The following is a 12,353-nucleotide window of genomic DNA, read 5'->3' as shown; positions in this document are numbered from 1 at the left end:
TTGAGTAGAGTGTGTGGGCCGTGCAACCGACGCCAACCAGAACCCCTGCCCCGGACGCTCCCCCCTTCCGTATCCGCCGCGCGCGCCGCGGTGACGCCGAGAGCCTGGCCTCGCTCCTGCGCGAGATGGGCTACGCCCATGGCTCGGACGCGCAGACGGTCCACTGGGTCATCAGCCATCCCGAGATTGAAATCTTCGTGGCGGCGGACACGCAGGATCGCCCGGTGGGCATGGTGTCGCTGTCGCACCGGCCGCAGCTGCGGCTGCGCGGGCGCATCGCCACGGTGGACGAGCTGGTGGTGACGGAGAGCTGGCGGCGCCGGGGCGTGGGCCGGGCGCTCATGCAGCAGGTGCTGGAGCGGTGTGGCGCGCGGGCCCTGAGCGTGAAGCGGCTCGAGGTGAGCGCCTACGCGCTGGAGGAGCTGCGCACCTTCTACGTCTCCTGCGGCTTCGTGCAGGTGGACAACCTGGTGATGCGCCACGCGGACCTGGAGCGTCAGCACGGGCAGTAGCGCACCACCCGGCGGGGCCCTCGCAGGCCCCGCCCCGATTCAGCTCAACGCTTGAAGCTGGCCACCACGCGCTGCAGGCGGACCTGGTCCGCCTCGGAGACGCCGACGAAGCGCACGCCAATGGCCTCGGCGTCATCGCGCACCCACGAGATGATGCCCTCGAGGTCGAAGTCCTCGCCGCTCACCGTCATCTGCAGGCGGACGTGAGAGCCGACGTCGTAGGAGCGGCGCGTGCGCAGGCACAGGCCTCCCGCCGACAGGTTGAGGGAGTAGGCGCGCAGGGCGCGCGCGGCGTCCTCCGTGTCCTGGAAGCGGACATCGAACGTGGCCGTCACCCGCTCGTGGGCCCTCCGGTTGGCCCCCGCCACCGCCGACATCTCCGCAGCCTCGGCCGTTTTCATGGTCATGCGCACTGATTCCCTCGGGCGTGTTTCGGATGGAAGCCCCGGGTGCGGAAAACCGCCGCTCCAGGACTTCGTCAGGTCGCCAAGTGTCCGCTGTCCCCCACGTCTTGTTCAAGGGGGGCCCGTTTCTCCCGGGACGTCTTATTAGTCCCGTTCGTCACTCCAGCAGGGGCCAGGAATGCGGGCGAACGTGATTCTGTTGAGCGGTGTCCTCGTGGTGGGACTGATGGCCGGTGGCTGCCGCAACGGCAGTGGAGGCCCGGGGAGCGACGCGGGGGTGGTGGATGCCGGGAACGGGGGTGGCGGGGACGGAGGGACGCCGGGCCCGGATGGAGGGACGGCCACGGCCTGTGACGTGGCGGGGCAGCAGGGCTGTGAGGCGGGTGCGATCTGCCTGCGAGGCGTGCTGGAGGATGGCGGACAGGGGAATCGCTGCTTTCCTGGTGAGTGTGACCCGGTGGCGCAGGGCTGCCCGGCGGGGAACAAGTGCACCTACATACGCCAGGGGAGCGTGACGAGCCGCCGCTGCGTGCCGGACGGGACGGTGGCGGAGGGCGGGGCCTGCACCAGCACCGCGACGCCCGAGGGCGACTTCTACGACACGTGCAAGGCGGGGCTGTACTGCACGGATCACGCGGAGCCGGACGGAGGCACCGCGTTCACGTGCGAGAAGTTCTGCCGCACCGGTGAGCAGTGCACGGCGCCGAAGGATTGCACCGAGGTGCTGCGCTTCACGGGCTCGGACGAGCTGCCGAGGGTGTGCGGGGAAGCGGTGTCTGCATGCGATCTGCTGGCGCAGGGCTGCGCAAGCGCGCTGGGGTGCTACCCCTCGCTGGAGAGCGGGCCGGTATGCGTGACGGCGGGGACGGTGGAGGACGGAGCGGCGTGCACGTACTCGAATGACTGCCGGCCGGGGAGCGCGTGCGTGACGAACGGAGCGGGACGCGCGTGCCGCGAGCTGTGCCGATCACCCTCGGGAGAACCAGGCTGCACGTCGGGACACTGCGAGCCCCTGCAGGACTTCGCGGGAGTGGGAGCCTGCGTGCCGTAATTTCCCCTCTCCCCCCCGGAGAGGGACGGGGTGAGGGTATCGGGTGGGCGTGGCGGGCGCTGTCGCCGCGCCGCTCGCGGGCCGCTACGCCGACACGCGCGGAGACCGGCGCGTCAATGCGCTCGCCATTGGCATCCTGCTGCTGTCCTTCGGGGTTCTCGGTGTGGTGGGGCAGTCGCTGTGGGGACTCGCGCTCGGAGTCGTGCTCCTCGACCTGGGCGCACAGGCCAACCACATCTCCAACCAGGCCCGTGTCTACGCGCTGCGACCCGAGGCCCGGAACCGGCTCAACACCGTCTACATGGTGACGTACTTCGCCGGGGGTGCCTCGGGCGCGTGGTGGGGGAGCATGGCCTGGAGCCGCTGGGGTTGGCCCGGCGTCTGTGCCGTGGGCGGGGCCATGGCGCTCGCGGGATTGGTGGCCCTGGGATTCGCGGGGTCGAGACGTACGGCGGGGTGACCGGGCAGCGGAACGGGGACAGATACCCTCACCCCGACCCTCTCCCGAGGGGAGAGGGAGGAGGTGTTCGGGTCCGTTCACGGCAGCTTCACTTCACCCCGTGTTGCGCATGCCCGCGGCGATGCCGGCCAGGGTGAGCAGCAGGGGGCGATCCACGTTCGCCGCCCCCGCCCTCTTGCGCCGCAGCAGCTCCACCTGGAGGAAGGACATGGGGTCCACGTACGGGTTGCGCAGGGCGATGCTGTCACGCAACTGCCGGTTGCTCTCCAGGATGCGCGCCTCGCCCGTCACGCGCATCACCCAGCGGCGGGTGCGTGCGTATTCGGCGCGGATGCGCTCCCACAGCGGACGCGTCGACTCCGGTGCCAGCGCCGCGTAGCGCGACGCGATGGCCATGTCCGACTTCGCGAGCACCATCGCCACGTTGTCGATCACCGTGTGGAAGAAGGGCCACTGGCGGTACATGCGCTTGAGCTGCGCGAGGCCCTCGGGCCGCGAGCCGTACTCCTCCAGCGCCGTGCCCACGCCGTACCACCCCGGCAGGATCGCCCGGTTCTGCGTCCAGGCGAACACCCACGGAATGGCGCGCAGGGACTCCAGTCCTCCCGCGGCGCGCTTGCTCGGCCGCGAGCCGATGGGCAGCGCGGCGATCTCCTCAATGGGCGTGGCCGCCTGGAAGAACGGCACGAAGTTCGGGTCCTCCCACACGAGCCCCCGGTAGGCGCGGCGGCCCAGCTCGGCCAGCTCGTCGAAGGCGGCGCGGAACGGGGCCTCCTCCTGGGCCGCCACGCGCGGCTGCGCGTCCAGCGAGTGCAGCAGCACTCCGCTCAGCACCAGCTCCAGGGTGCGCCGGGCCAGCTCGGGCCGGGCGTACTTGTGATCCAACGCCTCGCCCTGCTCGGTGGCCTTGTACGTGCCCGCGACACTCCCGGGCGGGAGCGCCAGGATGGCCTCGTGCGCGGGGCCGCCGCCGCGGGCCACCGTCTCACCGCGTCCGTGGAAGAGCCGCAGCTGCACACCCGCCTCGTGCGCCACCTGGGTGAGCGCCGTCTGGGCCCGGTAGAGCGCCGCGCTGGCGGCCAGCAACCCCACCTCCTTGCCCGAGTCGCTGTACCCCACCATCACCTCCTGCACGCCACGGGCCTGCAGGTGCTTGCGGTACTCGGGGTGGGCGAACAGCTCGCGCAGGACCTTGGGCCCGTCATCGAGCGCGCCGAGCTGCTCGAACAGCGGCACCACGTCCACGGTGGCGCACCCGCGGGCCTCGTCCCACAGGCCGGACTTGCGCGCGCACGTGAAGGCCGCGAGCACGTCCTCGGCGGTGGAGGCCATCGACAGGATGAGCGTCCGGCAGCACCCCTCACCGGACTCGGCCTGGGCCTCGCGAATCCGTTGCAGCACGGCCAGCAGCCGCGCGCCGCCCACGGTGGGCGTGGGTCCTCCGTCCAACGACGCGGCGGCGCTCCGGGCGTCCTCGGCGGGCGCGCGCGCCTCCAGCTCGGCCAGGTGGAAGCCCATGACCCGCACCCGGGCGATGAGCCGGCGCACCTGCCGCAACCCGGCATGCCTCGACTTCGCGTCGATGAGCGAGCGCTCGAGGAGCTCCAGGTCGCTCAACATCTCCGCGGGCGAGCGGTAGGCGGCGGGAGCCAGGGGCTCGGTCCGGCCGGCGCGGCGGCCCTCGACGTACTCCAGGGCGGCCTGGAGCCGGGCCTCCATGAAGCGCAGCTTGCGGCGCCAGGGCTCGCCCGTGGTGCGCGAGCCATAACGGGCCATCACGTCCGGCAGCTCCGTGGCGTCCTTCTCGAGCGAGGCCCGCAGCTCCTTCGACACATAGGCATGCGGCTCCGCCTGGGTGAGCACCCAGCCCAGCCGGTACACCTCACCCAACAGGGCGCGCAGTCCGCGGGCACGGTGGGCGCGCAGCGTGTCCGCGAGCACCTCGGGCGTCACCAGCGGGTTGCCATCCATGTCTCCGCCCACCCACGAGTGCAGCCGCACCGGGGTCGCGAGCACACCCAGCGGCTCCCCGAAGGCGCGCTCGAAGGACCAGTCGAGCGTCTCCGGCATGAGCGCGAGCTGATCGGCGAGCACCTCCTCCACGTACCAGAGGACGTTCTTCACCTCGTCGCCCACGGTGGGCCGCTCGCGGCGCAGCTCGTCCGTCTGCCAGAGGGCGGTGATCTCCTCGCGCATGGACTCGAGGGTGTCGGCCTTCTCGCGAGGCGTCAGGTGGCCGCGGTCGCGCTCCTCGAGCAGACGCGCCAGGTGGTAGACCTTCTGCAGCATCGTGCGGCGCGCCGCCTGGGTGGGGTGCGCGGTGAGGGTGAGCGTCACCCGCATGGAGACGAGCATCTCCCGGACACGCGAGGCGGGGATGCCCGCCTGCTTCAGCGCCTGCATCACCGCGTCGAGCGAGCCGCGCTGGGGGCCCTGGGCTCCACCGGAGGCATGCTCGCGGGTGCGGCGGATGCGGTGGTGCTGCTCGGCGAGGTTGGCCAGGCGGAAGTAGGTGGAGAAGGCGCGGAGCACGGGCTCGGCGCGCTCCAGGGGCATCTCCCGGAAGAGCGCGGCGAGCTCCGCGGCGGCGGCGCGGCGCTCGGTCTTCGGCCCGCGGCGGCGCTGGATGGAGAGGCGCCGGACGCGCTCCTCCAGGTCGAAGAGGGCCTGGCCCTCCTGCTCGATGAGGACTTCGCCGAGCAGCCGGCCCAGGAGCCGGACGTCCCGGCGCAGCTGCGGATCCACGTGACGGATGGGAGGCATACGGGGCGCGACCCTAGTGCCACTTCCGCCCCCGGTCCACGGCGGTGAGAGAACACGCCCTCCAGTCGCACCCGGCGTCGGCGGGACGACAACGGCGGGCCGCCCACGCGCTCCACGCTTGGCGGGCAGCGGGGAGATGCACACGGTGCGAGGCCACCTTCCGCGAGAGGACGGAGGAAGGTGGGGGGAATGAGCGGACATGGCGCATGCAGCGGACGCCCCCACGCCCTGGCAGCGGCTGCGGGCGGTGATGGCCCCGGAGCGGGGTGACCTGTGGGTGGTGCTCCTCTATGGCATCGCCGTGGGCGTCCTGTCGCTGGTGGTGCCCATCGCCGCGCAGTCGCTCGTCAACACCGCGGCCTTCGGGACGTTGTTGCAGCCGGTGGTGGTGCTCGCGCTGGTGGTGTTCGGAATGCTGGTGCTGGCCGGTGGGCTCCGGGGCATCCAGGTGGCCGTGACCGAGCGGCTCCAGCAACGGCTCTTCGCGCGCATGGCCATCGACGTGGCCTGGCGGCTGGCGCGCACACGGCAGGAGGCCTGGGACGCGCACCGGGGCACGGAGCTGGTCAACCGCTTCCTGGACGTGATGACCATCCAGAAGGCCACCGCGCTCATCCTCCTGGACGGCTTCGCGCTGGTGCTGCAGTCGGTCATCGGGATGGTGCTGCTGGCCCTCTACAGCCCCTTCCTGCTCGGCTTCGACGTGCTGCTGCTGGCGGGCATGGCCTTCGTCATCCTCGGCCTGGGGCGGGGCGCGGTGCGCACCAGCGTGGAGGAGTCCTACCGGAAGTACGAGGTGGTGGCCTGGCTGGAGGAGCTCGCCCGGGTGCCCATGGCCTTCACCGGGCCCCACGGCGCCGCGCTCGCGCTGCGGCGGGCGGATGATGTCACCGTGGCCTATCTCGAGGCGCGCCAGGGCCACTTCCGGGTGCTGCTGCGGCAGGTGCTCGGCTCCCTGGCGCTACAGGCGCTCGCGAGCTCGCTGTTGTTGGGGCTCGGCGGGTGGCTGGTGGTGCGCCAGCAGCTCACCCTGGGCCAGCTGGTGGCCGCCGAGCTGGTGGTGACGCCCGTGGTCTCCAGCTTCGCGAAGATCGGCAAGTACCTGGAGAGCCTCTACGACTTGCTGGCCGCGGTGGACAAGGTGGGGCACCTGTTCGACCTGCCGCTGGAGCGCGAGGGCGGCGAGCCCCTGCCCGGCAAACAGACCCCTGAAGAGGCGCATCCGGCGTCCCTGCGCCTGCAGGACGTGACGCTGGCCGCGACGGGAGCGGAACGCCCCGTGCTGAAGGGGGTGACGCTCGAGGTGGCTCCGGGCAGCCGGGTGGCGGTGATGGGGCGGCACGGCGCGGGAAAGAGCCAGCTGACGAGTCTGGCGCTCGGCCTGCGCACGCCCACGCAGGGGGCGGTGGAGCTGGATGGGGTGGACCTGCGGGAGGTGCGGTTGGAGGACATGCGCTCGCAGGTGGCGCTGGTGCGGGGCATCGCCCTGTTCGATGGGACACTGCTGGACAACGTGCGGATGGGCCGGGAGGAGCTGTCGCTGCACCAGGTGCGTGAGGCGCTGGCGGCGGTGCGTCTGCTGGAGGAGGTGGCCGTACTGCCCGAGGGCCTTCAGACGTGGCTGAGCGGAGGCCACCTGCCCCTGTCCACCGGACAGGTCCAGCGGTTGATGTTGGCCCGCGCGCTGGTGGGGCGGCCCCGGCTGCTGGTGCTGGACGAGGCGCTCGACAGCCTCGAGGCGTCCGTGCGCACGCAGGTGCTGGACACGGTACTGGCGCCCGGGGCGCCCTGGACGGTGCTGCTCACCACGCACATCCCCGAGCTGGCCGCGCGCTGCGATCGGGTCCTGCGGCTGGAGGACGGGCGGCTGGAAGAGGTGCGGCCTTGAGCATGAAATACCGGGTGCCCCTGGAGGATCCGCGCGTGCGTGCCTTCGAGCGGGTGCGGCCCCTGGGCTTCGCCCGGAGGCTGGCGCGCTGGCTGGGCGTGCTCTTCCTGCTGCTCGCCGTGGCGCTGGCCTTCATCCCCTGGCAGCAGACGGCCCATGGCGAAGGCCACGTGGTGGCGTACTCGCCCACGGAGCGGCAGCAGCGCGTGGACGCCCCCGTGGCGGGGTGGCTCGAGGAGTGGTTCGTCCAGGAGGGCACGCACGTGCGGCAGGGAGATCCCATCGCGCGCATCGCGGACAATGATCCGAAGCTGATGGAGCGCCTGCGGGCGGAGCAGCAGGCGGCCCAGGCCGCGGAGGCCGCCGCCGGACAGGCGCTGGAGACGGCACGCCGCGACGTGACCCGCCAGCGCCGGCTGCTCGAGCAGGGGCTCTCCGCGCGCAAGCAGCTCGAGGAGGCACAGCTCAAGGAGGCGAGCATGCTCAAGGATCTCACCGACGCCCGGGCGGCGCGGGCGCGCATCAACACGCGCCTGGCCCAGCAGGGACGCCAGCAGGTGACGGCTCCGCGTGACGGCACCATCCTCCGCCGCACCGCCGGCGCGGACACCATCTACATCAAGCAGGGCGAGGAGCTCGCCATCCTCGTGCCGGACACCCGCTCTCAGGCGGTGGAGCTGTGGATGGACGGCAACCACCTGCCGTTGCTCGCGAGCGGCCAGGAGGTGCGCCTGCAATTCGAGGGGTGGCCCGCCCTGCAGTTCAGCGGTTGGCCCTCGGCGGCGGTGGGGACGTTCGGCGGGCAGGTGGCCATCATCGACGCGGGCACGGAGCGCCCCGGCCAGTTCCGTCTCCTCGCCGTTCCCTCCCCCGGAGCGGACTGGCCGGACAGCCGCTGGTTGCGCCAGGGCGTGCGCGTCCACGGCTGGGTGATGCTGGGCCAGGTCCCGCTCGGCTACGAGCTGTGGCGGCGCTTCAATGACTTCCCGCCCACGCTCCCCACCCCTCCGAGCAAGGAGGCCAGGGGTGGGAAGGAGGCGGAGAAGGACACCGCGGCGCCAGACGAGGGCGCCGGAAAGAAGTGAGGCCGCGTCAGGTCCCGATGCGGCGCAGGGTGAGCAACGGACCGTCGTCCACCTTGCGTCCGGTGAGATCGATCACGCAGTCGAGCATCCAGTCGGCATGGCCCTCGGGGTCGAGGATCCGCTGCTGGGCCTCCCACTGCCGCTCTCCCGTCTCCTTGAGGAAGGTGTGGGCCGGCCGGCGCGCCTGCGGGGTGAGCACCACGCTCTTGTACTCCTCGAAGTAGGGCGTCATCGCCTCCCCGAGCTTCGTCACCGTCCACTGCTCCCCGCCCTCCTCCTGCCGCAGCAGCGCCAGCGCGTCCGGGTAGCGCCGGTAGGCGAGCGCCCGCAGCAGCCGGTGCAGCTCGTTGCGCACGTGCGCCGCGAAGGCCCGCGGATCGTCCGTGAGATCCTGCGGCTTGCGGTCCGGAGCCTCGGCCCGGCGCACCACCACCTCGCCGGGGTTCTTCATCCGCTCCCACTCCTCCAGGAGGCTCTGGTCCACGTAGCGGATCATCGCGCGCAGCCACTCGATGATCTCGTTGACCTCCTGGTTGCGGTAGCGCTCGGGCACCGTCTGGGTGAGCGCCTTGTAGACGTCACCCAGGTAGCGCAGCAGCACGCCCTCGCTGCGCTGCAGGCCGTACTCGCGCACGTAGTCGTGGAAGGACAGGTAGCGCTCGAACATGTCGCGGACGATGGACTTGGGCCGGATGTTCTCCGCGCCCACCCACGGGTGCTTCTCCGCGAAGGCGTTGAAGGTGGTGTAGATGAAGTCCCGGTTGGGCTTGGGCCACTCGAGCTTCTCCAGCTCCTCCATCCGCTGGTCGTACTCCATGCCCTGGGCCTTCAGCTCGTTGATCTTGTTGCCCTTGAGCTCGTGCAGCTGGGCGTAGAGCACCACCTCCGGGTTCTCGCAGATGGACTCCACCAGCGTCACCACGTCCAGCGCGTACGTCTCCGCCTCGTGGTCCAGCTTGTTGAGCGTGTCCAGCAGGTAGAGCGACAGCGTCTGGTTGAGCGAGAAGTCCCGCTGCAGCCCCGGCGCCACCGCCACCGTCGCGCCCGAGCCGCCCTCCCCCTTCTGCACGAGCACCAGGCCCGCGTTGCGCAGGGTCCGGAAGCACGCCGCGGCCTCCTTCAGGTTGCGGCGCTTGATGTACTCCGAGCCGTGCGAGCGGAAGATGAGCCGCACCAGCCGCTGGTACCCCTCGGCGCCGCCCACCATCTCGCTCTGCAGCAGGTTGAGCAGGAAGCCGTGCGTCACCTCGAAGCGCGACTCGAGCGCCTCGGGGATACCGCCCTGCAGACGCTCGAAGGTGTTCTTGTCGTAGTTGACGAAGCCCTTCTGCGGCGGAGGCTTGCGCGGCAGGCGCTTGCCACCCTTGGCCTCCTTCTGGGCGATCTTCACGTTCTCGATGACGTGCTCGGGGGCCTGCGCCACCACGCTGCCCTGCGTGTCGAAGCCCTTGCGGCCCGCGCGGCCGGCGATCTGCTGGAAGTCGCGCACGCTCAGCGTGGCCAGCTTGTCGCCGTTGAACTTGAAGAGCTGCGTGAAGAGCACCGTGCGGATGGGGATGTTCACCCCCACGCCCAGCGTGTCCGTGCCGCTGATGACCTTGAGCAGGCCCGTCTGCGCCAGCCGCTCCACCAACAGCCGGTACTTGGGCAGGAGGCCCGCGTGGTGCATTCCAATCCCGTGGCGCAGGAAGCGCTGGAAGTCCTTGCCGTAGGGCGTGTCGAAGGGAGCCTCCATCAGCGCCTGCCGGATGGCCTCCTTGTCCTCCTTGGTGGAGAAGTCCACGCTCATCAGGTTCTGCGCCTGCTCGGCCGCGGCCCGCTGCGAGAAGTTCACCAGGTAGATGGGCGCCTTGTTCTGCCGGATGAGGTCCTGGAGGGTCTCGTGCAGCGGCGTCTCGCGGTACTCGAAGTCCAGCGGCACCGGGCGCTGCGCGCTGCGCACACTGGCCACCTCGCGGCCGGTGAACTCCTGCAGCCGCTCCTCGATGAGGTGCGTGTCCCCGAGCGTCGCCGACATCATCAGGAACGTGGTGCGCGGCAGGGTGATGAGCGGAATCTGCCAGGCGATGCCGCGCTCCTTGTCCGCGTAGTAGTGGAACTCGTCCATCACCACGTAGTCCGCGCTCAGCGTGGCGTCGCGCAGGGCCAGGTTGGCGAGGATTTCGGCCGTGCAGCAGAGGATGGGCGCCTCGCGGTTGATGGCCGCGTCGCCGGTGAGCAGGCCCACGTTCTCCGGTCCGAAGGCCTCGCACAGCGCGAAGAACTTCTCGTTGACCAGCGCCTTGATGGGACAGGTGTAGTAGGACACCTTACCTTCGGCCATGGCCTTGAAATGGAGGGCCATGGCGACGAGCGACTTGCCCGAGCCCGTGGGGGTCTTGAGGAACAGGTGCTTGCCGCCGAGGAGCTCGAGGATGGCCTCCTCCTGCGCCGGGTAGAGGGACAGGCCGGTGGACTCGACCCAGCCGACGAAGCGGCTGAGGATCTCATCGGAATCCAGGGGACCCTTCGAGCGGTCGGGCAGCAGCGCCGCGAGCGGCGCACGGGAGGTTTCGATCGTCACCATTGGTCAGGACTCTAGGCGGGAGGGCAGGCCGCCATCCGGGAAAAGTGCATGACGGCGTCCGAGGCCATCCCTGGTCAACGAAAGGAGTCCGACCCCCATTCCGGCCCCATCAGGGCTCTTCATCCCCGGCGAGGAGCTCTCCGGGGAAACGGCGATGGCCCTCGAAAACCGTGAGGATTTCAATCGTCTGCTCCCGGACGCGGTAGACGACCCGGTACGCCTTCCGGAACACCTCCCGCACCTCCTCGCGCCGCAGCTCTGGAACGACACGCCCGGCGAAGGGCGTGGCCGCGGCGGACTCGGCGGTGGCGATGAGCAGGCCCACCCATCGCTCCGCGGCCATGGGGTTGTCCGCGGCGATGTAGTCGCCAATCGCCCGCAGATCGTTCAGGGCGCGCTCCGTCCAGACCACGTCACGCGAAGGGCACTCCTCCGGCGCTGGTGGTGGCTTGCGCTGGCTCACCTGGGCTCGGACTTCCGGTACCGCTGCTTCATCTCGGCCACGACGGCTTCATGTGAATGGACCCGTCCGGACTCCGCGTCTTCGAGCCCCTCCTCCACGGCCGCGACGAAACGAGCCCGCTCCATCAAGCTGTCGAACGATTGGGGCGAGAGCAGGACACCAGCGGGCTTGCCGTTCTGGGTGATGACCAGCGGCTGCCCGGACTCCCCGATGCGCCGCAGCCATTCGGATGCCTGAGCCTTGAAGTCGCTGACCGGAACGATGTCATCGGACACACGAAGTGGACGCATGGATGAACCTCCTGATGGTCTAAACGTTAGTCCGAATCCGGTCCGTTAACAGTCCCCCTGACACACTCCCACACCCCCGCACCTGTGCCACCCGTCAAACCGGAGCGCACGGGGTGTTCCAGGCTCACGCCGAACCCACGGTTTTTGTTCACTTCACGTGCATAAGTGCACGCAGCCTGAACAGGCATGTAGCGTGGACGGCCGCCGACCGGATATACCAGGGGGCCTATGACCGGCGACAAGCTCGTCTATGCAGGGACCGTCGAGGCGCTTTTCCTCAAGGCACTCGAGAACCGACTCACGCCCGCGTGCCGTCTGCGCCTGCGTGAGGCGGGCCTCGACCTGGAGCAGAAGCTAACCCCCACCTACACGCTCGAGCAGTGGAAGCACTTCCTCCGCATCGCGGCGGACCACATCTACGCGGGCATGCCCGCCGAGGCGGCGTACTACTCCCTCGGTGAGCGCTTCATGGATGGCTACTTCTCCACCCTCTTCGGGCGGGCGCTGCTGGGCGTGGCCCGGCTGCTCGGTCCCCGGAGGGCGCTGACGCAGGCCCGGCTCTGTTTCCGGACCAGCACCAATTGCAGTGAGGTGCGAATCGTGGAGCGGGGGCCGACCGAGGTGGAGTTCTGGCTGACGGATATCGGCGCGGATCAGCCGACCTTCGTGGCCGGAGCCCTGGCCCGCGCGGCCGAGCTGTCCGGCGGCCAGCGCGTCGCCGTCGTCCCCGAGGGCTTCGACGGCCAGTCCGCCACCTACCACGTGCGCTGGTCCGAGCAGGCCGACGCCGCCGTCTCGCCCGAGCTCGCCGCGCGCGGCTCCGCGGCGGGTCAGGCCTCGACCCGGCCTCCGGCGTAGTCCCGAAGCACCT

10 protein-coding genes and 1 pseudogene are annotated in these 12,353 nt (G+C 70.5%); 6 read left to right on the top strand and 5 right to left on the bottom strand.

The window, feature by feature from the left end:
• The first annotated feature begins 20 nt into the window (after positions 1-20).
• Positions 21-512: a GNAT family N-acetyltransferase gene (locus VFZ09_RS17050; protein ID WP_329728635.1), complete on the top strand. Its 492-nt coding sequence runs from the start codon at positions 21-23 to the stop codon at positions 510-512.
• Between the two features lie 44 nt (positions 513-556).
• Here VFZ09_RS17050 and VFZ09_RS17045 read toward each other — a convergent pair whose 3' ends face one another.
• The gene (locus VFZ09_RS17045; protein ID WP_329728634.1) at positions 557-919 is read right to left on the bottom strand and encodes a TIGR02266 family protein; all 363 of its coding nucleotides are present in this window, start codon (positions 917-919) and stop codon (positions 557-559) included.
• A gap of 187 nt (positions 920-1,106) precedes the next feature.
• Between VFZ09_RS17045 and VFZ09_RS17040 the strand changes: the two genes are divergently transcribed.
• A complete protein-coding gene (locus VFZ09_RS17040) occupies positions 1,107-1,967 on the top strand; it encodes a hypothetical protein (RefSeq protein ID WP_329728633.1) in 861 nt (286 codons plus the stop codon).
• 43 nt (positions 1,968-2,010) lie between these two features.
• Positions 2,011-2,427 (top strand): annotated as a pseudogene (locus VFZ09_RS17035) (MFS transporter); the annotation flags it as partial.
• Positions 2,428-2,520: 93 nt separating this feature from the next.
• Here VFZ09_RS17035 and VFZ09_RS17030 read toward each other — a convergent pair.
• On the bottom strand, positions 2,521-5,190 hold the full coding sequence (locus VFZ09_RS17030; RefSeq protein WP_329728632.1) for a phosphoenolpyruvate carboxylase: 2,670 nt from the start codon (positions 5,188-5,190) through the stop codon (positions 2,521-2,523).
• A 199-nt stretch (positions 5,191-5,389) separates the two neighbouring features.
• Here VFZ09_RS17030 and VFZ09_RS17025 point away from each other — a divergent pair, with 199 nt between their 5' ends.
• Together VFZ09_RS17025 and VFZ09_RS17020 are read left to right on the top strand one after the other, a co-directional pair.
• A complete protein-coding gene (locus VFZ09_RS17025; RefSeq protein WP_329728631.1) occupies positions 5,390-7,078 on the top strand; it encodes a peptidase domain-containing ABC transporter in 1,689 nt (562 codons plus the stop codon).
• 2 nt (positions 7,079-7,080) lie between these two features.
• Positions 7,081-8,163, top strand: a complete 1,083-nt coding sequence (locus VFZ09_RS17020) for an efflux RND transporter periplasmic adaptor subunit (protein ID WP_329728674.1) — start codon at positions 7,081-7,083, stop codon at positions 8,161-8,163.
• Positions 8,164-8,170: 7 nt separating this feature from the next.
• Here VFZ09_RS17020 and VFZ09_RS17015 read toward each other — a convergent pair whose 3' ends face one another.
• From VFZ09_RS17015 to VFZ09_RS17005, 3 genes are all read right to left on the bottom strand, one after another.
• Positions 8,171-10,729 (bottom strand): DEAD/DEAH box helicase, encoded by a 2,559-nt coding sequence (locus VFZ09_RS17015; protein ID WP_329728630.1) that lies wholly within the window; start codon positions 10,727-10,729, stop codon positions 8,171-8,173.
• 109 nt (positions 10,730-10,838) lie between these two features.
• The gene (locus VFZ09_RS17010; RefSeq protein ID WP_329728629.1) at positions 10,839-11,141 is read right to left on the bottom strand and encodes a type II toxin-antitoxin system RelE/ParE family toxin; all 303 of its coding nucleotides are present in this window, start codon (positions 11,139-11,141) and stop codon (positions 10,839-10,841) included.
• A 47-nt stretch (positions 11,142-11,188) separates the two neighbouring features.
• Positions 11,189-11,482 carry a type II toxin-antitoxin system prevent-host-death family antitoxin gene (locus VFZ09_RS17005; protein WP_329728628.1) on the bottom strand — a complete coding sequence of 98 codons (294 nt, stop codon included), beginning with the start codon at positions 11,480-11,482 and terminating at the stop codon, positions 11,189-11,191.
• 228 nt (positions 11,483-11,710) lie between these two features.
• Here VFZ09_RS17005 and VFZ09_RS17000 point away from each other — a divergent pair, with 228 nt between their 5' ends.
• Positions 11,711-12,340 carry a TIGR02265 family protein gene (locus tag VFZ09_RS17000; protein ID WP_329728627.1) on the top strand — a complete coding sequence of 210 codons (630 nt, stop codon included), beginning with the start codon at positions 11,711-11,713 and terminating at the stop codon, positions 12,338-12,340.
• Positions 12,341-12,353 lie beyond the last annotated feature (13 nt).

The organism is Archangium sp., assembly GCF_036277355.1.
Lineage (GTDB): Bacteria > Myxococcota > Myxococcia > Myxococcales > Myxococcaceae > Archangium.
The sequence above is the reverse complement of the archived record's forward strand: the minus strand, read 5'-3'. Positions and strand labels throughout refer to the sequence as shown.

Coding starts and splice junctions, on each gene's coding strand:
- VFZ09_RS17020 (WP_329728674.1), top strand. CDS start 7,081: ATGAAATACCGGGTGCCCCTGGAGGATCCGCGCGTGCGTGCCTTCGAG.
- VFZ09_RS17000 (WP_329728627.1), top strand. CDS start 11,711: ATGACCGGCGACAAGCTCGTCTATGCAGGGACCGTCGAGGCGCTTTTC.
- VFZ09_RS17030 (WP_329728632.1), bottom strand. CDS start 5,190: ATGCCTCCCATCCGTCACGTGGATCCGCAGCTGCGCCGGGACGTCCGG.
- VFZ09_RS17025 (WP_329728631.1), top strand. CDS start 5,390: ATGGCGCATGCAGCGGACGCCCCCACGCCCTGGCAGCGGCTGCGGGCG.
- VFZ09_RS17015 (WP_329728630.1), bottom strand. CDS start 10,729: ATGGTGACGATCGAAACCTCCCGTGCGCCGCTCGCGGCGCTGCTGCCC.
- VFZ09_RS17045 (WP_329728634.1), bottom strand. CDS start 919: ATGACCATGAAAACGGCCGAGGCTGCGGAGATGTCGGCGGTGGCGGGG.
- VFZ09_RS17005 (WP_329728628.1), bottom strand. CDS start 11,482: ATGCGTCCACTTCGTGTGTCCGATGACATCGTTCCGGTCAGCGACTTC.